The sequence below is a fragment of the Variovorax sp. F042 genome, assembly GCF_057814215.1.
In genome coordinates this window covers 90,822-112,362 of sequence record NZ_JBVASX010000012.1, presented here as the reverse complement: position 1 = coordinate 112,362, position 21,541 = coordinate 90,822, and the positions used below count along the sequence as shown (strand labels likewise).

Below are 21,541 nucleotides of genomic sequence, written 5' to 3'. Positions count from 1 at the left end.
ACTCTAGGCACGCAGACTGAGGTGAATGTGAGGGAAGAGTTACGCACGCGTGAGCAGCACGCTTTTTCCTGAAACTTTGGACCGCAGGTGCCTCGCGTGCCGGCAGGCCTTCGCTACACCGGCAGCACGGGCAGGTGCACGCGCGCCATCAGCCCCGGCCCACCAGTGCGATTGCGCAGCTCGATGCGCAGGCCGTGCCGCTCGGCCGCCGTACGCGCAATCGCCAGCCCCAGCCCGCTGCCGCCCGCCACAGCGCCGGGCACGCGAAAGAAGCGATCGAACACGCGGCCGATGACGGCCTGCGGAATGCCGGGGCCGTTGTCGAGCACATCGACCACCGCGTGGCCATCGACCTCGTGCAGCTTCACGTCGACCACGCCGCCTTCGGGCGCGTAGCGCAGCGCGTTGTCGATCAGGTTGTCGAACACGCTGCGCAGTTCGGCCGCGGGCGCGAACACCACCGCGGCAATACTGCCCTCAAAGCCGATGTCCACGCGCCGCGCATCGGCCAGCACCATCAGCTGGCTCACGCTCTCGCGCAGCAGCACTTCGATGTCGACGCGCTCGCGCGCATTGCCGAGGCTCTGTGGCGCGTCCTGCCGCGAGAGATGCAGCAATTGCTCGATCAGGTGCTGCGCGCGCGTGACGCCGGCCTCGAGCTGGTTGAAACGCTCGGTGGCCTCGCCGGCCGGTACGTGCGCGCGCAGGTTCTCGATCTGCAGGCCGATGGCGGCCATCGGCGTGCGCAGCTCGTGGGCCGCGTCCTGCACGAAGCGCCGCTGCGTGGCGAAGGCATTGCGCACGCGTGTCAGCAGGTTGTTGAAGGCGCCCACCAGCGGCGCGATCTCGTCGGGCACGCGCGCGAGCGACAGCTCGGTGGGGCTGCGCTCGTCCTGCGAGGCCACGTCGCGCGCCACCGCGCGCAGCGAGCGCGAAGCCGCCGACACGATGATCCACAGGATCAGCAGCGCCAGCGGCAGCAGCAGCGCGATCGGCAGGCCTTCGAACATTGCGCGGCGCAGGGCGCGGCGGCGGCGGTAGTCCTCGTTCTGCAGCACCTGCACGCGCGGCTGGTCGGCGCGCGTGCCGGGCTTGGCGGTGAACACGCGCCAGTCGGAGCCCGCATGCGCGCCCGTGTTCACGTCGCTGAAGCCGGGCTGGGGTTGCAAGGGCACCGTCAGCACGGGCCACGAGGTGGCGCGCAGCGTCTGGCCGTCGGCACTCCAGATCTGCACGATGAAAGCGCCGCGCGAGAAGGCGGCCTCGCCGTCCATCGGGTGCGGCAGCTTCTGCGGGTCGCTGCCTTCGTACGACTCGGCCACCAGGCGCATCTGGTCGTCCAGCGCGTTGTGCACGAGGTTGCCGTAGGCCTCGAAGGAGAACCACGCCGTGAGCACGGCCGCGCCCAGGTGCAGCGTGATGAGCCACAGCAGCAGTTGCGTGCGCAGCGAACGTGGCCGCCACCAGCGGCCGCCGCTGCGCGGAGCTCCGGTCATGCAGCCACGCGCCAGCCCAGGCCGCGTACGTTGCGGATCGCGTCCGCACCGAGCTTGCGGCGCATGCCGTGGATCAGCACGTCGATTGCGTTGCTGGTGACTTCCTCGCCCCAGCCGTAGATGCGGTTTTCGAGTTGCTCGCGCGAAAGAATGGCGCCGGGCCGCTCCAGCAGCGCATGCAGCAGCGCGAACTCGCGCGCGGTGAGCGCTTCGCGCGCGCCGTTGACCACCACTTCGCGCGTGGTGAGGTCGAGCTGCAACGAGCCGCTGCCGACCAGCGAATGCGCGGCGCCGTCGCGGCGGCGCACCACGGCGCGCATGCGCGCGAGCAGCTCGCGGAATTCGAAAGGCTTGAGCAGATAGTCGTCGGCGCCGAGGTCGAGGCTGTGGATGCGGTCGTCGAGGCCGTCGCGCGCGGTGAGTACCAGCACGGGAGTGGCATCGCCGCGCTCGCGCGCGCGGCGCAGCACTTCGGTGCCGTCCTGCCTGGGCAGGCCAAGGTCGAGCAGCACGCAGGTGTAGCCACCGTCACCCAGCGCGCTTTGCGCCAGTTCGCCGTCGCGCACCCAGTCCGCGGACCAGCCCGCGCCCTCGAGCGCCTGCTTCAGGCTGCGCCCGATCATTTCATCGTCTTCCACCAGTAGAACGCGCATCGCGGCGACTCCTTCGGCCGCAAGGTAGCACGCGACCGGGATGATCGGAAGTGTCTGCGCCGTGGCGCAGCGTAGAAACGAATACTTAGGGCACGCTTAGACGGCGGGTACGCCACGGGGTCATGGCCTGGTCATGGCCCGTTCAAGGCAGACGCACGGCATGGTGTTCGCCCTCGCCGTCCGAGGCAAAGGCCAGCAGGTCGAGGGCTTCTTGCTCCACTCCTACGCGGTCGGCCTTCGACCAGCGCGTGAACGGTTCCAGCACCACGGTGGCGGTGTTCTTCGCACGCTCGATCTTCCAGACGCCCGCCACGAAGCCGTCGAGCAGCACCGTGCCACGCACGATGCCGTTGACGGTGAACACGCGGGCACGGTGCGCCTCGCTCAGCACGCGGCTGCGGTCGGCGTGCGAGAGCAGCAGGTTGTCCCACTCGGCCACGAGGCGCGGCGGCGCGGGCGTGTCGGCGTCAGGGCGCGGCGCGCGGGGCAGGTCGAACAGTTCCTGGCCGTCTTCGCCCGTGAACACGCGCAACTGCGGCCGCAGGCGCTCGGCCACGGCCTTCCAGCCGGTGAGGCCCGACCAGGCGCCGGCATCAGCCAGCGTGGCGGGGCCGAAGGCGGCAAGGTAGCGCAGCAGCAGGTCGTCTTGCGTGGCCGGGACAGCATCGAGAACGCCCAGCCAAGCACCGAGGGGCTGCAGCAGCGCGCTCTGGTGCGAGTTCCAGGTGCCGGCCGGCGGCAGGTGCACCAGCGGTACGTTGTTGCGGATCAGGCCGGCCAGCGAGACGGTCTCGCGGCCCTTCCATCGCACGCCGAGGGCCTGCCCGAGTTCGGCGCCGGTGTGCGGCCGCTCAGCGAGCAGCGCACGCCCTGCCTCGACCACCGCCGCGCGGTCGATGCCGTCGAGCGCCTTCTTGTGATTGCCCAGCAGGCCGCGCTGGTGCACGGGCTCCAGCAGCGGACGCCACGCCAGCGCATCGCTCGCGGTCATCAGGTGCAGGGTCGCGCGCATCGTCGACATGCGCACGATGCGGCGCTTCTGCAGTGCTTCGGTCAGCTGCTCGCGCCGGAAACCTTCGAGCCGGCTCCAGAGGCCGATGTAGGGTGGGTTGGGCGCCTGCGCCTGCAGGCCGGCCAGGCGTTCGACGGCCTGCGTCACCGTCAGCCTGCGCCGTGCCAGCAGCATCTGCCGCGCCAGTGTGGCGCGGTTCAGCGCGCGCAGGCTCAGAACTTCTCGTGCGGCCCGAGGTAGCGCCATTGGCCCACTGGCAGGTTGCCGAGCATCACCTTGCCGATGCGCACGCGCTTCAGGCCCACCACCTTCAGGCCGACCAGCTCGCACATGCGGCGGATCTGCCGCTTCTTGCCCTCGGTGAGCACGAAGCGCAGCTGCTCGGGGTTCTGCCATTCGACGCGCGCCGGCTTGAGCGGCTGGCCATCGAGGCTCAGGCCGTGTCGCAGCCTGGCCAGCATGGCCGGCGGAAAGACCGCCTGCACGTTGGTGGTGATGGGGTCGTCGTCGTCCATGCGCACCAGCTGGCCGGTAGGCGCGGGCTGGCCCAGGCCGTGATAGGCCACGCGCACCAGGTATTCCTTCTCCATCACGGAGTCTTCACCGATCAACTGGCGCGCGATGCGGCCGTCCTGCGTCATGACCAGCAGGCCGATGGAGTCGATGTCGAGCCGCCCGCACGGCGCCAGGCCGCGCAGCTGCTGGGGACTGAAGAAGAAGCGCGCGTTGTCTTCCGCCCAGCGGTTCTGCGGCGTGAAGAGCGTGACCGCCGGCTCGTGGCCGTCCTCGGCCTGCCCGCTCACGTAGCCGATGGGCTTGTTGATGAGGATGGTGACCTGGTTCGCCTGCTGGCCCTTGGCGGCCTTGTCGATCTCGATGCGGTCGGACGGCGTGACCTTCACGCCCATCTCGGCCGGCTTGCCGTTGACCTTCACCCAGCCGTTGGCGATCCACTCGTCGGCCTCGCGGCGCGAGCACATCTTGAGCTCGGCCATGCGCTTGTTGAGGCGAACGGCATCGGTAGGGGGAGAAGAGGGCTCGGTCATCGGAGGCTTGATCAATGTGCGGCACCGATGCTATCCTGAACGCAAGCGCGAGTTGATCGCGCCCTTTTTGGGGGATTCCCAAGTGAGCACACGCAAGTTTCAATACGCCATCGTCATCGGGCGTTTCCAGCCCGTTCATTTCGGACATCAACGACTCATCGAAGAAGGCCTTCGCGCCGCCGATCGGGTCATCGTGGTGGTCGGCTCCGACCGCAAGCCACGCAGCGTCAAGAACCCCTTTACCTTCGACGAACGCGAACGCATGGTGCGCGCCTGCCTGCGCGGCACCGAGCAGATGCGCGTGAGCGTGGTCGGCGTGGGCGACTCGCCCTACAACGACCAGATCTGGATCGCGTCGATCCAGTCGGCGGTCGAACGGCTCATCGTGCAGGACGGCCATGCACCCGCCAAGGCCAAGGTCGCGCTGGTGGGCCACCTCAAGGACGCATCGAGCTACTACCTCAAGCTCTTCCCGCACTGGGAGTTCGTCGGCCAGAACAGCGTGGAAAGCCTCAACGCCACCGACGTGCGCGGCCTCTACTTCGACCCCGAGAACCGCGGCCAGCTCGCACGCGCCGACCTGCCCGACGGCACCGCAGCCTTTCTCGAACAATTCACCACCACGGCCGACTACGCCGATCTCTGCGAAGAACGTGCCTTCCTCGTCGACTACCGCGACAAGTACCGCTATGCGGGCAGCGACTTTCCGCCGATCTACACCACCGTCGACGCCATCGTGGTCGAAGCCGGCCACATCCTGCTGGTGCAGCGCAAGTTCCATCCCGGCAAGGGCACCTGGGCGCTGCCCGGCGGCTTCGTCGGTCAGCACGAGCGCCTGCAGGACGCGGCCATCCGCGAGCTGAAGGAAGAAACCCGCCTCAAGGTGCCCGTGCCCGTGCTCAACGGCAGCATGAAGGCCAGCCACGTGTTCGACGCGCCCGACCGCTCGCAGCGCGGCCGCACGATCACGCACGGCTTCTTCTTCGAGCTGGCGCACAACCAGTGGACGGGCCTTTCAGACGTGCGTGCCGACGACGACGCGGCCGAGGTGCGATGGGTGCCGATCGCCGAGTTCCTCGACATGCAGGACCACGTCTACGAAGACCACTTCTTCATCGCGAATCATTTTTTGGGTGGCCTGGGCAAGAACTGAACGACCAGGCTTTGTCAGCAAGAACGGCACCTGGTTGACGGGTGCCAACGTGAAAGGAGCTTTCACATGAACCGCAATCTCACCTCCTCGCCCCTGGGCAACAACCTGCTGCTTCGCACCGACTCCTACAAGGTGTCGCACTGGATGCAATATCCACCCGGCACGCAGACGGTGTACAGCTACATCGAGTCGCGCGGCGGCATCTTCAGCCACTCGCTGTTCTTCGGCCTGCAGGCCTATCTGCGCGAATATCTGCAGACGCCGGTGACGCGCGACGACGTGGAAGAAGCCGCCCTGCTCATGGCCGCGCACGGCGAGCCGTTCAACCGCGAAGGCTGGCTGCGCCTGATCGAGAAGCATGGCGGGCTGATGCCGGTGCGCATCCGCGCGGTGCCTGAAGGCAGCGTGCTGCCGGTGCACAACGTGCTGGCCACCATCGAGAACACGGACCCCGAGTTCTTCTGGGTCACGAGTTTTCTCGAGACCGAGTTGCTGCGCGCGATCTGGTACCCCACCACGGTCGCCACGCTCTCGGCTGCCGCGCGCACCACACTGCTGCGGTACCTCGAAGCGACTTGCGACGACCCGCAAGGGCAGATCGCCTTCAGGCTGCACGACTTCGGCGCGCGTGGGGTGTCGAGTCTCGAATCGGCCGCGCTCGGCGGCATGGCCCACCTGGTGAACTTCATGGGCACCGACACGCTGGCCGCGCTGGTGGCCGCGCGCCGGTACTACGACTGCGACGTGGCGGGCTTCTCGATTCCCGCGGCCGAGCACAGCACCATCACGGGCTGGGGCCGCGAGCATGAAGCCGACGCGTACAGCAACATGGTCGAGCAGTTCGGCAAGCCCGGCGCGACCTTTGCGGTGGTGAGCGACAGCTACGACATCTTCAATGCCTGCGCGCGCATCTGGGGCGGCGAGCTGAAGGCGAAGGTGGTGGCCTCTGGCGCAACGCTGGTGGTGCGACCCGACTCGGGCGACCCGGCCGAGACCACGCTGAAGGTGGCGCAGATATTGGCCGATCGCTTCGGCACGACGACGAATGCCAAGGGCTTTCGGGTGCTGAACAACGTGCGCATCATCCAGGGCGACGGCGTGAACCTCGACTCGCTGCGGCTGTGCCTGTCGAACTTCTTCCACAACGGTTTCTCGACGGAGAACATCTCCTTCGGCATGGGTGGCGGGCTGCTGCAGCAGGTCAATCGCGACACGATGCAGTGGGCGATGAAGTGCTCGGCCATGCAGGTGAACGGCGAATGGCGTGACGTGTACAAGTCGCCGGTGGGTGATGTGAGCAAGGCCTCGAAGAAGGGTCGGCTTGCGCTGGTGCATGATGCGAACGGCGTCGAGAACACCGTGCGTGAGGAGACGCTTGCGGCAGGTCAGGTCGACCTGCTGCAGACGGTGTTCGAGAACGGGCGCATTGTCGAGAGCACCACGTTCGATGCAATACGCGAGCGGGCTGCCATCGGGGTGAACCGGTTCGTCACCTCTCGCGCGCCGCTCTGAGGCGGTTCGGGTCGCTCCTTCGGGGCGGGTGCGAATGACACCGGGTACTCCCCTCCGCGAATGTCCCCCGGCCTGCGGCCTCCTCCTTTATTTCGCTGCGGGGAGCACCCGGTGCCATTCGCACATGAGCGCAGCGCTTGTGCCGGCCGATCAACCAGTGCTCTGAACGATCACCCCGTCGGCGTGATCGCGCCCCAGAGCCTCAAAGGCCTGTGCCACACGGCATAGCCATAATCCGCCCAGACCGCCGAATCCATGACCAAACTCCTGATCCTCAGCGTGAGCGCCGGCAACGGCCACGTGCGTGCAGCACAGGCGCTTGCCGCCACCGCCCAGAACCTAGTCCCGCCCTGCACGGCGGTCCACATCGACGCGATGGCCCACGTGGCCAGCGGCTTCCGCAAGGTCTACACCGACTGGTACATCCAGCTCGTGAACAGCGCCCCCGAGCTGTGGTCGTACCTGCACCAGCGCACCGACACCACGCCGCACCACGCGCCATCGCAGCGCCTGCGCCGCGGCATCGAGCGGCTGAGCACCGGCGCACTGGTGCGCGAAATCCGCCGCGAAAAGCCCGATGCCGTGGTCTGCACGCACTTCCTGCCGGCCGAACTGCTGATGCGCGAACGCAATCGCGGCCGCATCGAATATCCCGTGTGGCTGCAGATCACCGACTACGACCTGCACAACATGTGGCTGGTGCCGGGCATGGCGGGCTACCTTGCTGCGACGGAAGAGGTTGCTTTCCGCTTGCGCGCGCGGGGCATTCCGGCGGAGCGGATCCACGTCACCGGCATTCCGGTGATGCCGGCTTTTTCCGAACCCGATGTGCCGGCGCTGGCGCGCAATGCCTGCGCGGCGGAACTCGGCCTCGATCCTTCGCGCCCCGTGCTGCTGATGGCGTCGGGCGGTGCCGGCGTCGGCGACCTGCCGAGCATGGTCGAGCGCGTGCTCGGCCTGGGTGGCCATGACGGCAAGGAAGGCAACTTCCAGGTGATCGCCGTGGCGGGCCGCAACGTGGAAGCGCATGGCAAGCTCGAAGCGCTGGCCAGGCGCTATCCGGGCCGCGTGGTGGCCATCGGCTTCACCAACGAAATGCACAAGATGATGGCCGCGTCCGACCTGGTGGTGACCAAGCCCGGCGGCCTCACGGTCTCGGAATGCCTGGCGCTGGGCAAGCCGATGCTGCTGATCTCGCCGATTCCCGGGCAGGAAGAACACAACGCCGGCTTCCTGATGGAAGAAGGCGCGGCCTGGCTGGCCTACGACGCGATCGGCCTCGACTACAAGGTGGCGCGCCTGATGGCCGACCCCGCCAAGCTCGCGACCATGGCTGCGCGCAGCCGGGCGTTGGGCAAGCCGCAGGCGGCGCGCGCGGTGCTGCAACACGTGCTGGGTGCCAAGGCGTGAGCGGCGCCGTCGAAAAGACGAGCGTGGCCCGCACGCTCGGTTATCTCGCCTGGGTGGTCGTGATGGCCTTCTTCTTCGCCAATGCCGAGATCCAGATCGAAGGCGGCGCGGGCTGGGCCACGTCGCTGCCGACCTGGCGCATCGAGAACAGCATCTGGCTCGACATCTTCTGGGGCGGCCGCGCGATGACGGGCTATCACGCCTGGGTGTTCACCTTCATGGCGCTGGTGTTCTTCTCGCCGCTGGCATTCAACGGGCGCTGGACTTGGCGCGACGTGGGGCTGGCGGGAGCGGGCCTCATCGTGTTCTGGGTCTGCGAAGACTTCAGCTGGTTCCTCATCAACCCGGCCTTCGGCTGGGCGCGCTTCAACCCGGTCGATGCGTTCTGGCACAAGCACTGGATGTGGGGTGCGCCGGTCGACTACTGGGGCGGGCTCGCGGTGGCGGCCCTGATACTGGCAACGCGGCACTGGCCTCGCCAGAAGCAACGACAGCAATGACGAAGAAGAAACACGGCAAGGCTGCAGCGGCAGCAGAAGAAGGCATCGCCGACCCGCGCCCCGGCCACTGGGCCGATCCGCTGGACGCATTGCAAGTCGAGAACCTGCACCGCATCACGCCTACGCTGTACCGCAGCGCGCAGCCGCGGCGCGCCAACATGGCGGCGCTGCAATCGCTGGGCATCCACACGGTGGTGAGCCTGCGCTCCTTCAACGACGACAGGAAGGTGTTCGCGGGCAGCGGCATCCGGCTGGTGCGCGTGCCGATCAACACCTGGTCCATCGACGACGCCAAGGTGCTGCGCGCGCTACTCGCCATTCGCGAGGCCGAAAAGCACGGCCCGGTGCTCATCCACTGCATGCACGGCGCCGACCGCACCGGCGTGGTCGCGGCGGTGTACCGCATGGCGGTACAAGACTGGGACAAGGACAGCGCGCGCCACGAAATGCTGCGCGGCGGCTACGGCTATCACACGCTGTGGCGCAACATTCCGCGCTACATCGAGCGGCTCGACCCGGTGAAGATGCGCCAGGCGCTGGCCCATGCCCCGGTGGTGCCCGTGGTGTCCTGAAGGCGCCAGCGCCTTTCGTACCCCCGCTCCTATACTGGCCGCCCCGTGGCCACAGGCCATCTGCGAACCTTCTGAAAAGGGCTCTTCCATGGCACTGCAAATCCGCTCCCTCATTCGCGCCAGCGGCGAACTCGAACTCTCGCTGCACGACGACCCGATTCCCGAACCGCAGGCCCACGAAGTGGTGATTCGCGTCGAGGCGTCGCCCCTGAACCCGTCGGACCTGGGCCTGCTGTTCGGCGCAGCCGACATGAGCACGGCCAAGGCCTCCGGCACGGCCGAACGCCCCGTCGTCACCGCCACCGTGCCCGAGCGTGTGCTTCCCGCGATGGCGGCACGGCTCGACCAGTCGATGCCGGTCGGCAACGAAGGTGCGGGCGTGGTGGTGAAAGCCGGTTCGTCGCCGGCCGCGCAGGCCCTGCTCGGCAAGACCGTGGCGGCCATCGGCGGCGCGATGTACTCGCAGTACCGCTGCCTTGCCGCCGCGCAGTGCCTGGAACTGCCGGACGGCACCAAGCCAGCCGAAGGCGCCTCGTGCTTCGTCAACCCGCTCACGTCGCTCAGCATGGTCGAGACGATGCGCATGGAAGGCCACAAGGCGCTGGTGCACACGGCTGCTGCGTCCAACCTGGGCCAGATGCTCAACAAGATCTGCCAGAAGGACGGCATCGCCCTCGTCAACATCGTGCGCAAGCAGGAGCAGGAAGACCTGCTGCGCGGCCTGGGCGCGAAGTACGTGTGCAACGCGACCTCGCCCACCTTCCTCGAAGACCTGACGCAGGCGCTGGTCGAGACCGGCGCCACGCTGGCCTTCGACGCCACCGGCGGCGGCAAGCTCGCAGGGCAGATCCTCGGCTGCATGGAAGCGGCCATCAACCGCACCGCCAAGGAATACAGCCGCTACGGCTCGACCACGCACAAGCAGGTGTACATCTACGGCGGCCTCGACCGCGCTCCCACGGAATTTGTGCGCAACTTCGGCATGGCCTGGGGCATGGGCGGGTGGCTGCTGTTCCCGTTCCTCGGGAAGCTCGGCGATGCGGGCACCCAGCGTTTGAAGGCGCGTGTCGTTGCGGAGTTGAAGACGACGTTTGCCAGCCACTACACGCGTGAGGTGTCGCTGGTCGAGGCGCTGCAGCTCGATGCGATCGGCGTTTATGGGAAGCAGGCTACTGGTGAGAAGTTCTTGCTGAATCCGAACAAGGGTGTTGCGGGCTGAGAAGGTTTTCTGGCGGGGGTGCGATCACGCCGACGGCGTGATCGTTCAGGGCACTCGTTGATCGGCCTGTACAAGCGCTGCGTCCAACCCCTTCCCTCGACGAACGTCATCGATCCGTAAAACTGGCGAAGGGCAAGCAGGGTGTAATCCAGGCTCATCATTCAGCTTGCTGAGGAACAGAAGATGGGAATACTCTCGGATTTCTTCGTCGCCAGCCCCGAAGAGGCATTGCGCTATGCCAACCGGATCGAGGAACCCGATGAGGGCGACGAGATCGAGGAACTGCTGGAGCCGGTCCAGTACAAGCGATTCACCGACATCGAGATCACGACGCTCTGGGCCATCATGGAAGGCAAGGAGTGGGACGTCGACAGGCACATGCTCGAGTACGTCGAACTCGGCGAAGACAACGATGCGTGGCTCAATCGATTTCCCGATGAACTGACGACACTGTTGACCCAAGTCGACTCTGCATCGTTGGCCCCCGTGCTGGAGCGATGGGCAAACACGGAAGAACTCGCGTGCGAGCCCACCGAGCTGCATCCGGTCATGGAAGACCTCCGGAGGCTCGCAGCCGAGGCGCTCGCCAGGAACAAGTCCGTATATCTGTGGGGCTGCCTCTGAGGCATCCCCTTGCGTGCAGCTACACCACCAACCGATACCCCACAGCCGTCTCAGTCAACAGATGCCGGGGCTGCGCAGGATCGGCCTCCAGCTTCTGCCGCAGATGCCCCATGTAGATCCGCAGGTAATGGCTCTGGTCGGAGTGCGACGGCCCCCACACCTCGCGCAGCAGTTGACGCTGCGTCAGCACGCGCCCCGCGTTCGCGACCAGCACCGACAGCAGGCGGTACTCGGTAGGTGTCAGATGCACCTCGACGCCTGAACGCCGCACGAGGCGCGCGGCGCGGTCGAGCTCGATCTCGCCGAAGCGGAACAGCGCCTCGGGAGGTTCTTCGCTGCCGTTGCCACCTGCCGCTCGCGGACGGCGCAGGTTGGCTCGCACCCGCGCCAGCAATTCGCCGGTGCCGAAGGGCTTCGTCAGATAGTCGTCGGCGCCGGCGTCGAGCGCGGCGATCTTGTCGGCTTCGTCGGTGCGTGCCGACAGCACGATGATCGGCACCGCCGACCAACCACGCACGTCGCGAATCAGCGAGACGCCATCGCCATCGGGCAACCCCAGATCGAGCACCAGCAGATCGGGCTGCCGCGTGCCGGCCGCCGCCAGTCCATCGCGCAACGTGCCAGCCTCATGCACCACCCAGCCTTCGGCCTCCAGCGCGCCGCGCACAAAGCGGCGAATCTGCGGCTCGTCTTCGATCACGATGGCGATGGGGGTTGGCATGGGTTCAGAGTTGGGCTTCTGCCGGTTCGGGAGGCTCGCGGCGGGGCAAAGTGACCGTGAATTCTGCACCGCCGTCGCGCGCATTGCCCGCGGCGATTTCGCCGCCGTGCGCGTTCACCACGGCCTTGCAGATCGCAAGGCCCAAGCCCACGCCGGGCGTGGCCGATTCGACCTCGCCGCGCGTGAACTTGTCGAACAGCTTCTGCTCGTGGCCCAGTAGCGCGGCAGACAGGCCGGGGCCGTGGTCGCGCACCGTCAGCACCAGCGTGCCGGGCTCGGCCCGCGCACCCACCACGATGGGTGGCGCGCCGTACTTGGTGGCGTTCTCCAGCAGGTTGACCAGCACACGTTCGATCAGCACCGCGTCGAACTCGACCAGCGGCAGCTCGGGGTCGAGCGCGGTCTGCACGACGGTGTTGCCGAGCGACGTGCGCGCTGCGCGAATCGCAGAGCCCACCACCTCCTCCACCGACTGCCAGTCGCGCCGCAGGTTCACCGCACCGCCCGCAATGCCGCTTTCGAGCCGCGCCATGTCGAGCAGGTTGTTGACCAGCGCATGCAGTTCGTGTGCCTGCGCGACGATGGCACGCGCGGTGTTGCCGTGCTCCTCGGGCGGCAGGGTCTGCAGCGATTCGGCCAGCACGATCAGCGCGGTGAGCGGCGTGCGCACGTCGTGCGAGATGGCGCCGAGCAGGGCGTTGCGCAGGCGCTCCGATTCCATTTCAACCACCGCCTGCTGGGCTACCTCGACGTAGTGCACGCGCTCCAGCGCAATCGCGATCTGCCGCGCCAGCGTGTCGAGCTGCTGCGCCTGTTCGGGAATGAGCAGCCAGCGCGGCTGCGCGGGCGACAGGGCGAGCACGCCGCGCACGCGCATCGGCGCCTGCAACGGCACGTAGTGCCAGGCCTGCGCCGCCAGCGTGGCAGTCGCAAGGCCGGCGGGCTGGGCATGGCGGAAGGCCCAGTCGGCCACCTGCGGGTCGAAACCCTTGGGAGGGTCGGCAGGCAGCATCAGCTGATCGGCCGCGTCGGTCACCAGCACCAGTGCATCGCCGCCGAAGTGACCTTGCACAGCGGCGGTGCCGAGCGTGATCACCTGCGAGCTTTCCAGCGCGGCCGACAGTTCGCGCGTGAGCTCGAACAGCGAACGCGCGCGCCGCTCGCGGCTGGCCGACACGCCGGCCGCGAAGCGCAGCCCCGCCGTGAGCTGCCCCACCAGCAGGCCGACGCCGAGCATGATCGCGAAGGTCAGCACGTACTGCACGTCGCTCACGGCGAACGACAGGCGCGGCGGCACGAAGAAATAGTCGAAGGCCGCGACGTTGAGCAGAGCCGCCAGCGCCGCGGGCCCGCGCCCGAAGCGCATCGCCACGCCCACCACGCCGAGCAGGAACAGCATGACGATGTTCGACAGCTCCAGCACGTGGGCCAGCGGCGTGCAGATCAGCGTGAGCGCGATGCTGGTGGCAGCGGCCCATGCGTAGGCGGGCCAGTGGGTGGGCGCCTTCTCGTGATCGTCGCTGTCGATGCGCATGCCCTCCAGCTGGGTGCGCGACAGGCGGCGCGAGCTTTCCGCGCGGGCCACTTCCATGATGTCGAGCGCGGGTGCGCGTTGGGCCAGCGCACGCGCCAGCGGCTGCGCTCCCGGGGGCCACCAGCGGCGCCAGCCGGTGGCGGGTTCGGCGCGCCCCAGCACCAGCGTCGCGCAATTGAGCCGGCGTGCCTGTTCGGCCAGCTGCTCCGCCACATCGGAGCCGGTGAGCACGGCAGTGGCCGCGCCCAGTTCTTCCGCCAGCTTGAGCACAGCAAGAGTGCGATCGCGCTCCGCCGCGGCCAGCCGCTGCAGCCTGGGCGTCTCGACATACACCGCATGCCAGCGCACATTGAGCTGGCCCGCGAGCCGAGCGGCCGTGCGCACCGTCTGCGCCGCGCCTTCATGCGGGCCCACGCAGGCGAGGATCGCGCCCGAGGTGTTCCAGGCCTGCAGCTCGCGGCCCTGCCCGTTGCCGCCAGCGCCCGATTGCTCCACGCGCCAGCCGCGCACGTCGTCTTCCACATGCTCGGCGGTGCGGCGCAGCGCAATCTCGCGCAATGCGATCAGGTTGCCCTTGCGAAAGAAGTTCTGCGCGGCGCGCTCGGCCTGCTGCGGCAGATAGACCTTGCCGGCCGCGAGCCGCGCCGTGAGTTCGTCGGGTGTGACGTCGACCAGCACCACCTCGTCGGCCTCGTCGAGCACGGTGTCGGGCACGGTCTCGTGCACGCGCACGCCGGTGATGGCGCCGACCGTGCCGTTGAGGCTTTCGAGGTGCTGCACGTTGAGGGCAGACCACACCTCGATGCCAGCGGCCAGCAGTTCCTGCACGTCCTGCCAGCGCTTGGCGTGGCGCGAGCCGGGGGCGTTGGTGTGAGCCAGTTCGTCGACCAGCAGCACGGCGGGCTTGCGGGCGAGCGCGGCATCGAGATCGAATTCGGCGAGAGTGCGGCCGCGGTAGTCAAGCTCGCGCAGCGGCAGTGTGTCGAGCCCCGTGAGCAGCGCGGCGGTCTCGCTGCGGCCGTGGGTCTCAACCACGCCGATGAGCACGTCGCGGCCGGTGGCGCGCTCGCGCTGCGCGGCACTCAGCATCGCCCAGGTCTTGCCGACACCGGCACTGGCGCCGAAGTAGATGCGCAGCTTGCCGCGCAGTGCGCGCGCTTCGTCGTTTCGCAGTTGGGCCAGCAGGGCGTCGGGATCAGGGCGGGAAACGTCGTTCATCGGCGGCACAGGTTAGCGCATCGGATTGAATGTCGACTCACCCTAACGACGTGCATGCGCAAGCCGCCCTGCGGATTCCGCGGAGCGCAGTTCTTCCGCCGTCAGCAGGTAGGCGGGGTTGTTGGTCAGCCGCTCGATGGCCAGGTCGATGAATGCCTTGGCGCGCGCGGGCTGGGCCGCGCGGCTTCCGTAGTAGACGAACACGGCCGAACGGTCGGCGGCGTGCTCGCTCAGCAGCGGTATCAGCCGCCCGGCCCGGATGTGCGCGCTGGCGCTCACGCTGGTCATCGAACCGATGACATGCCCGGCCAGCACCGCTTCGGTTTCCAGCGCTTCGTCGTTGACGCACAGTGCCGGAACGATGTGATGCTCGACGACATCCTCCCCGACCTTCACGTACCAGGGCATGACCTTGCCCGTGCTGGGGAGACGGAAGCCGCTGCAGCGATGCGCAGCCAGCGCGTTCAGGCTGTCGGGCGCGCCATGGCGGTCAAGGTACGACGGGGCCGCGCAGACGATGAGCTGGAGACCGAACAGCCTTCGCGCAATGACGCCCTCGGCCGGCGACGGGCCGACGCGAAAGCCCACGTCGACCCGGTCTTCCACCCAGTTGCCGATGCGGTCGTCCAGTTGCACGTCGGGCTGCACTTCAGGGTAAAGCCTGCAGAACTCGTCGAGCAGGGGCCAGAAAACGGGCGCAAAGGTCGATCGCGGCCCCACGATGCGCAGCGGCCCGGCAATCTCGTCGGTTGCCCGGCGCGCCATGTGCAGGGCACGCTGCAGGCCGAGCAGCGCGGGCTGCGCGGCTTCAAGAAACTGCCGCCCCTCGTCGGTGAGCGCCATGCTGCGCGTGGTGCGATGGAACAGCCGCACACCCAGGTGCTGCTCCAGCTGGGCCAGGGCCTGGCTGGCGGCTTGCGGCGTCATCCCTTGCGCCGCGGCGGCCTGTCGCAGGCTGCCGAGTTCGGCCGTCCTGGCGAATGTGGCGATGGAACGCAGTTCATTGATAGGCATAAAGGCCTCCAGTGTGGCCGTCGATTATCAAGAGCAACTTGTCAGTGCATCAAGGCCGTTCCGCCTAGTTCGGCCCGGGGGTACCGGCCTACATTGGCGGATTGCAGTTGTTCGAGATGAAAGGCACGCGGCACGGCATGAATACCCCCGACGAACCCACCACCATCTCCAGGCGCGATCTGCTGATTGCCGGGGCCGCTTCGGCGGCAGTGGTCGCGGAGGCTCCAGCGGCCAACGCGGCGACGACACCCGCGCCAAAGCTCTCCGGCCTGTCGAAGACGACCATTGAAGTGAATGGCAAGACACACGTCCTGACACTGGACAACCGCACCACCCTGCTCGATGCGCTGCGCGAGCACCTGCACCTGACCGGCACCAAGAAAGGATGCGACCACGGCCAATGCGGCGCCTGCACCGTGATGGTGGACGGCCGCCGCATCAACTCGTGCCTGACGCTGGCGGTAATGCATGAAGGCGCCAAGGTCACCACTATCGAAGGCCTGGGCAAGCCGGGCGCGCTGCATCCGATGCAGGCTGCCTTCGTGAAGCACGACGGCTACCAGTGCGGCTACTGCACGCCGGGGCAGATCTGCTCCGCCGTCTCCGTGCTGAATGAGATTCGCGAAGGCATCCCCAGCCACGTGAGTGCCGACCTGACGGCCAGACCCCAAGTCACGGTGGTGGAACTGCGCGAGCGCATGAGCGGCAACATCTGTCGATGCGGGGCCTACAGCAACATCGTCGATGCGATCACCGAAGTGGCCGCGGGGAGAACGGCATGAAGTCCTTCACCTACGAGCGCGTGTCTTCGCCGACGGAGGCCGTCATGAAGGCGGCAAGGGTGCCGGGTGCGCGCTTCATCGCGGGCGGCACCAACCTGCTCGACCTCATGAAGCTGGAGATAGAGACGCCCGCTCACCTGATCGACGTCAACGGCCTGGGCTTCGACAAGATCGAAAGCACGCCCGACGGCGGCCTGCGCATCGGCGCGCTGGTGCGCAACACCGATCTTGCCGCCGACAGCCGCGTGCGGCGCGACCACGGTTTGCTGTCGCGCGCCCTGCTCGCCGGCGCTTCGGGCCAGTTGCGCAACAAGGCAACGACCGCGGGCAACCTGCTGCAGCGAACGCGCTGCCCTTACTTCTACGACACCAACCAGGCCTGCAACAAGCGCCAGCCCGGCAGCGGCTGCTCGGCCATCGGCGGATACACCCGGCAGCATGCGATCGTGGGCACGAGCGATGCATGCATCGCGACGCATCCCAGCGACATGGCCGTCGCGATGCGTGCGCTCGACGCAACGGTGGAGACCATCCGCGCCGACGGCTCGCGGCGCACCATCCCCATCGCCGACTTCCACAAGCTGCCCAGCGCTACGCCGCATGTTGAAACAGCGCTGGCCCCCGGCGAGCTGGTCACGTCGGTCAAGCTCCCCGCACCGGTGGGCGGCAGGCACATCTATCAGAAGGTGCGCGACCGGGCCTCCTATGCCTTCGCGCTGGTTTCGGTAGGTGCGATCGTGCAGCGCGATGGCAGTGCCCGCATTGCGGTGGGCGGCGTCGCACATAAACCGTGGCGCGTCGAGGCGGCGGAGGCCGAGATGCCTCGCGGCGCCAGGGCCGTGACCGCGGCATTGCTTGCCGGCGCCAAGCCCACTTCACAGAACACCTTCAAGGTATCGCTGGTCGAGCGCACGCTCGATGCGGTGCTGACGCAAGCCAGGAGCTGAGCGATGAAGTTCGACACCCCCGCCACCACCAACCCCATCGACCAGCTGAAGGTGATCGGCCAGCCGGTGGACCGCATCGACGGTCCGCTCAAGACCACGGGCACTGCCCCCTACGCATACGAGAGGCACGACGTTGTGGCCAATCAGGCCTACGGCTACATCGTCGGATCGGCCATTGCCAAGGGCCGGATCGTTTCGATCGACCTGAGCCGCGCGAAGGCCGCGCCGGGCGTGATCGCCATCGTCACCCACGAGAACGCAGGCAAGCTGGGCAAGGGCAATTTCAATACGGCCCGGCTGCTCGGTGGCCCCGTCATCGACCACTACCACCAGGCCGTTGCGCTCGTCGTGGCGCAGACCTTCGAGCAGGCGCGCGCCGCGGCGCAGCTCGTGCAGGTGAAGTACGCACGCGCCGAAGGCAGCTTCGGCCTCGCGGACGCGAAGGCTTCGACGGACCGCAAGACGATCAACCGCGACAACACCGTCGGCGACTTCGCCAGCGCATTCGCCAAGGCCGAGGTGCGGCTGGACCAGACCTACACCACGCCCGACCACTCGCACGCCATGATGGAGCCGCAAGCCACCATCGCCGCGTGGAATGGAGACAGGCTCACCGTGTGGACCTCGAACCAGATGATCGACTGGACCACCGGCGAGCTCGCGAAGACGCTGGACATGCCCAAGGACAAGGTCCATCTCATGTCTCCCTACATCGGTGGCGGCTTCGGCGGCAAGCTGTTCCTGCGGGCGGACACGCTGCTGGCGGCGCTGGGCGCGCGCATTGCGCGCCGGCCGGTCAAAGTCGCGCTGCAGCGCCCACTGATCGCCAACAACACCACGCACCGGCCCGCGACGATCCAGCGCATCCGCATCGGCGCCACCGCGCAGGGAAAGATCACCGCCATCGGCCATGAAAGCTGGTCCGGCAACCTAGTGGACGGCAAGCCCGAGAACGCAGTGCAGCAGACGCGCCTGCTCTACGCGGGCGAACACCGGCTCACCGGCACCCGGCTGGCCCTGCTCGACCTGCCCGAAGGCAACGCGATGCGCGCACCGGGCGAGGCGCCGGGGCTGATGGCGCTGGAGATTGCCGTCGACGAAATCTCGCAGCAGCTGGGCATCGACCCCATCGAGTTCCGCGTGCTCAACGACACGCAGGTAGACCCGGCCAACCCGAGCCGCCCCTTCTCGCAGCGCCGCCTCATCGAGTGCCTGCGCACGGGTGCCGAGCGCTTCGGATGGAACAAGCGCAGCGCGCGGCCCGGCCTCGTGCGCGACGGCCGATGGCTCGTCGGCATGGGTGTGGCGGCGGCCTTCCGCAACAACCAGGTGATGAAGTCGGCTGCGCGCGTGGCATTGGATGCGCGCGGCGTTGTGACGGTCGAGACCGACATGACGGACATCGGCACCGGCAGCTACACGATCATTGCGCAGACGGCCGCCGAGATGATGGGCGTGCCGCTCGAACGCGTGGTCGTGCGGCTCGGCGATTCGCACTTTCCCGCGTCGTCCGGTTCCGGCGGGCAATGGGGCGCCAACTGCTCGACGGCTGGCGTCTACGCTGCTTGCACCAAGCTGCGGGAGGCCGTCGCGCAGCGGGCGGGCCTTGACTCCGCCGGCGCCGTCTTCGCGGATGGCATGGTGCGCGCCAGTGGCCGCAGCGTGCCGCTCGCCGGTATCGCGGCCGGCGAGAGCATCGTCGCGGAAGACGTGCTGGAGTTCGGCAACCTCGACAAGCAATACCAGCAGTCCACCTTCGGCGCGCACTTCGTGGAAGTTGGGGTCGACGCATTCACTGCCGAGATACGGGTGCGACGCATGCTCGCCGTCTGCGCCGCGGGCCGCATCCTCAACCCCAAGTCGGCGCGCAGCCAGGTCATCGGCGCGATGACCATGGGGGTAGGAGCCGCGCTCATGGAAGAGCTCGCCGTGGACGAGCGCCTGGGCTTCTTCGTCAACCACGACCTGGCCGGCTACGAGGTGCCGGTGCATGCCGACATCCCGCACCAGGAAGTGATCTTCCTTGACGAGACCGATCCGATCTCTTCGCCGATGAAGGCCAAGGGCGTCGGTGAACTCGGCATCTGCGGCGTGGGTGCGGCGGTGGCGAATGCGATCCACAACGCGACGGGCATACGGGTGCGCGACTATCCGATCACGCTGGACAAGCTCATCAGCCGGATGCCCGACGCGGCTTGAATTGCATCCGCGTCCGGCGGCGGTGTGCGCAAGCCGCACAACACTTGTCGCCGTGCCGGCCTAGTCGCTGTCCGCTGCCGTTCCTAGACTTCCTCATCACTTTTGATGAATCTCTTCCAGGAACAGCAACCATGTCAGGACTCTCTCGCCGCGGACTCATGAGCGTATTGGCCGTGCCCTGCGCGGCCGGCATCGTCGGCACTTCCGCTGCCGCACCCGCGTCTTCCCCCGCACCGACGCCGACCCTTCGCGCCATGTCGGGCGCGAAACCTCTGCAGCAATTGAACGGCAAGGCCACCGCCTTGCTGGTGATCGACTTCCAGAACGAATACTTCACCGGCCGCATGCCCATTGCCGACGCATCGGATGCCGTCGCCCGCACGAAGCGCCTGCTGGCGTGGGCGGACCGGCACGCTTTCCCCGTGTTCCAGATACAGCACGTGGCACCGGCAGGCTCCGCGACATTCGCCCAAGGTGGCGACACCGTGAAGTTCCACGCAGACATGCAACCGAGGGCGCGCGATACGGTCGTGCAGAAGACCACCGTCAGCGTGTTCGCCAGCACCGACATCGCACAGCGCCTGCGCTCAGCCGGCGTGCAGACGCTCGTCATCACCGGGCTCATGACCCACGCATGCGTGGCTGGTGCGGCCCGCGACGCCGCTGTGCAGGGCTTCGACGTGGTGGTGTCGTCCGATGCCACGGCCACCCGGTCGATCCTCCGCGAGAACGGCGACACCGTTTCGCACGACAGCCTGCATCGCGCAGCGCTGGCCGAGATCGAAGACACCTTCGGCGAGGTGCTGACCACCGCGCAGATCCTGGCATTGCCGGTTGCCTGAAAATGCGAGAAATCTAAAGAACCCGCGGGAGGGCGGCGCATGGATCAGGTGAAGGCGATGCGCGCCTTTCAACGCATCGCGCAGGCGAAGAGCCTTTCGTCGGCGGCGCAGTCGCTGGGCACCACGCACTCCAGCCTGTCGCGCCAGTTGCAGGCACTGGAGGCGTCGCTCGGCGCGCAGCTGGTGCGGCGCGACACGCGCGGTATCACGCTGACCGAAGCGGGGCATCGCTATCTCGCCGCCTGCACGGACATCCTCTCGCGACTGGATGCGGCCCATGCCGATGCGGCGGCGGATAGCAAGGCGCCCTCGGGAACACTGAAGGTAAGCATGCCGCTCTCGATCGCGACGCTGGAGCTGCCCGACTGGCTGCCGGCCTTTCAGGCGCGGCATGCAGGCATCCGGCTGGAAGTCGTTTGCACCGACCGCTTCACCAAGCTGGTCGCCGAAGGCATCGACGTCGCGCTGCGCATCAGCGCCGAGCTGGAAGATGCCTCGATGATGGCGCGGACGCTGGCCGTCTCCGACATGGTGCTGGTCGCCGCGCCACGCTATCTGGCCGAGCACGGCCTGCCCCGCACGCCGGAAGACCTGTCGCAGCACCAGTGCCTGCAGCACAACGGGCCGGAAAGCCCTGCGCACTGGACCCTCCACCTGCGCGACGGCCAACAGCAAACGCTCAAGCCGGATGCGCGCTTCGCGTGCGACACGATCACCGCGCTGTATTCGGCCGCGAAATGCGGGCTGGGCATTGCGGCGCTGACATGGCACACGGTGCGCGCCGATCTTCAGGCGGGTGCGCTGGTGCGCGTTCTGCCGGAGGTCACGCTCGGTCAGCGCACCTATGCGGCGCTCTATCCGCGCACGCGGCACGTGCAGCCCGCGGTGCGCGCCTTCATCGATTTCATGGCGACTCACTACAGATAGACAGATAGCAAGGCACCGGGTTGTCACAACCCGGGTGGGTGGCGCGTCTTCTTGAGGTCAGCGGGAATCCCCGCGCAACCCTGGAGAACTCGACATGCACAGCCTTGCACAAATAGCCCCGGCCTATGACGGCCATTGCCACGCCTTCATCGACAGGCCA

General features: G+C 67.6%; 19 protein-coding genes. 12 read left to right on the top strand and 7 right to left on the bottom strand.

Going from position 1 to position 21,541, the window contains the following annotated elements; translation table 11 throughout:
- Positions 1-113: 113 nt before the first annotated feature.
- The 4 genes from ACZYSP_RS27925 to ACZYSP_RS27910 form a co-directional block, all read right to left on the bottom strand.
- Entirely contained in the window at positions 114-1,496 is a 1,383-nt protein-coding gene (locus tag ACZYSP_RS27925; protein WP_093080933.1) for a sensor histidine kinase, read from the bottom strand.
- Positions 1,493-2,149 (bottom strand): response regulator, encoded by a 657-nt coding sequence (locus ACZYSP_RS27920; RefSeq protein ID WP_093058650.1) that lies wholly within the window; start codon positions 2,147-2,149, stop codon positions 1,493-1,495. Before ACZYSP_RS27920 ends, ACZYSP_RS27925 begins: the two co-directional genes overlap by 4 nt.
- A gap of 142 nt (positions 2,150-2,291) precedes the next feature.
- Positions 2,292-3,407, bottom strand: coding sequence for a winged helix DNA-binding domain-containing protein (locus ACZYSP_RS27915; protein ID WP_093080930.1), 1,116 nt, complete (start codon positions 3,405-3,407; stop codon positions 2,292-2,294).
- The gene (locus tag ACZYSP_RS27910) at positions 3,374-4,207 is read right to left on the bottom strand and encodes a pseudouridine synthase (protein WP_093080928.1); all 834 of its coding nucleotides are present in this window, start codon (positions 4,205-4,207) and stop codon (positions 3,374-3,376) included. The genes ACZYSP_RS27915 and ACZYSP_RS27910 overlap by 34 nt, the downstream gene beginning before the upstream one ends.
- An 82-nt stretch (positions 4,208-4,289) precedes the next feature.
- Here ACZYSP_RS27910 and ACZYSP_RS27905 point away from each other — a divergent pair, with 82 nt between their 5' ends.
- The 7 genes from ACZYSP_RS27905 to ACZYSP_RS27875 all read left to right on the top strand — a co-directional run bounded on the left by ACZYSP_RS27905 (position 4,290) and on the right by ACZYSP_RS27875 (position 11,197).
- Entirely contained in the window at positions 4,290-5,360 is a 1,071-nt protein-coding gene (locus tag ACZYSP_RS27905) for a bifunctional nicotinamide-nucleotide adenylyltransferase/Nudix hydroxylase (RefSeq protein ID WP_093058647.1), read from the top strand.
- Positions 5,361-5,426: 66 nt separating this feature from the next.
- Positions 5,427-6,872: a nicotinate phosphoribosyltransferase gene (locus ACZYSP_RS27900; RefSeq protein WP_489017796.1), complete on the top strand. Its 1,446-nt coding sequence runs from the start codon at positions 5,427-5,429 to the stop codon at positions 6,870-6,872.
- A gap of 255 nt (positions 6,873-7,127) precedes the next feature.
- Positions 7,128-8,282, top strand: a complete 1,155-nt coding sequence (locus ACZYSP_RS27895; protein WP_093080923.1) for an MGDG synthase family glycosyltransferase — start codon at positions 7,128-7,130, stop codon at positions 8,280-8,282.
- A complete protein-coding gene (locus ACZYSP_RS27890; protein WP_093080920.1) occupies positions 8,279-8,782 on the top strand; it encodes a hypothetical protein in 504 nt (167 codons plus the stop codon). The genes ACZYSP_RS27895 and ACZYSP_RS27890 overlap by 4 nt, the downstream gene beginning before the upstream one ends.
- Positions 8,779-9,354, top strand: coding sequence for a dual specificity protein phosphatase family protein (locus ACZYSP_RS27885; RefSeq protein WP_093080917.1), 576 nt, complete (start codon positions 8,779-8,781; stop codon positions 9,352-9,354). Before ACZYSP_RS27890 ends, ACZYSP_RS27885 begins: the two co-directional genes overlap by 4 nt.
- Before the next feature lie 88 nt (positions 9,355-9,442).
- A complete protein-coding gene (locus tag ACZYSP_RS27880; RefSeq protein WP_093080915.1) occupies positions 9,443-10,573 on the top strand; it encodes a zinc-binding dehydrogenase in 1,131 nt (376 codons plus the stop codon).
- A gap of 183 nt (positions 10,574-10,756) precedes the next feature.
- On the top strand, positions 10,757-11,197 hold the full coding sequence (locus tag ACZYSP_RS27875; RefSeq protein ID WP_093080912.1) for a hypothetical protein: 441 nt from the start codon (positions 10,757-10,759) through the stop codon (positions 11,195-11,197).
- A gap of 19 nt (positions 11,198-11,216) precedes the next feature.
- Here the strand turns inward: ACZYSP_RS27875 and kdpE are convergent, their stop codons facing one another.
- The 3 genes from kdpE to ACZYSP_RS27860 are packed head-to-tail and all read right to left on the bottom strand — an operon-like array spanning position 11,217 to position 15,684.
- On the bottom strand, positions 11,217-11,918 hold the full coding sequence (kdpE, locus tag ACZYSP_RS27870; RefSeq protein WP_093080910.1) for a two-component system response regulator KdpE: 702 nt from the start codon (positions 11,916-11,918) through the stop codon (positions 11,217-11,219).
- A gap of 4 nt (positions 11,919-11,922) precedes the next feature.
- Positions 11,923-14,670 (bottom strand): DUF4118 domain-containing protein, encoded by a 2,748-nt coding sequence (locus ACZYSP_RS27865; RefSeq protein WP_354336735.1) that lies wholly within the window; start codon positions 14,668-14,670, stop codon positions 11,923-11,925.
- Between the two features lie 42 nt (positions 14,671-14,712).
- On the bottom strand, positions 14,713-15,684 hold the full coding sequence (locus ACZYSP_RS27860; protein ID WP_093060015.1) for a LysR family transcriptional regulator: 972 nt from the start codon (positions 15,682-15,684) through the stop codon (positions 14,713-14,715).
- 137 nt (positions 15,685-15,821) lie between these two features.
- On the opposite strand from ACZYSP_RS27860, the gene paoA reads away from it, so the two are divergent.
- The 5 genes from paoA (at position 15,822) to ACZYSP_RS27835 (ending at position 21,381) form a co-directional block, all read left to right on the top strand.
- Positions 15,822-16,466 carry an aldehyde dehydrogenase iron-sulfur subunit PaoA gene (gene paoA, locus ACZYSP_RS27855; RefSeq protein WP_097200658.1) on the top strand — a complete coding sequence of 215 codons (645 nt, stop codon included), beginning with the start codon at positions 15,822-15,824 and terminating at the stop codon, positions 16,464-16,466.
- Positions 16,463-17,413: an FAD binding domain-containing protein gene (locus ACZYSP_RS27850; RefSeq protein ID WP_354336733.1), complete on the top strand. Its 951-nt coding sequence runs from the start codon at positions 16,463-16,465 to the stop codon at positions 17,411-17,413. The genes paoA and ACZYSP_RS27850 overlap by 4 nt, the downstream gene beginning before the upstream one ends.
- Positions 17,414-17,416: 3 nt before the next feature.
- Entirely contained in the window at positions 17,417-19,612 is a 2,196-nt protein-coding gene (gene paoC / locus ACZYSP_RS27845) for an aldehyde oxidoreductase molybdenum-binding subunit PaoC (RefSeq protein ID WP_354336732.1), read from the top strand.
- A gap of 131 nt (positions 19,613-19,743) precedes the next feature.
- A complete protein-coding gene (locus ACZYSP_RS27840; RefSeq protein WP_177192755.1) occupies positions 19,744-20,454 on the top strand; it encodes a cysteine hydrolase family protein in 711 nt (236 codons plus the stop codon).
- Between the two features lie 39 nt (positions 20,455-20,493).
- Positions 20,494-21,381 (top strand): LysR family transcriptional regulator, encoded by an 888-nt coding sequence (locus ACZYSP_RS27835; protein WP_093076103.1) that lies wholly within the window; start codon positions 20,494-20,496, stop codon positions 21,379-21,381.
- Positions 21,382-21,541 lie beyond the last annotated feature (160 nt).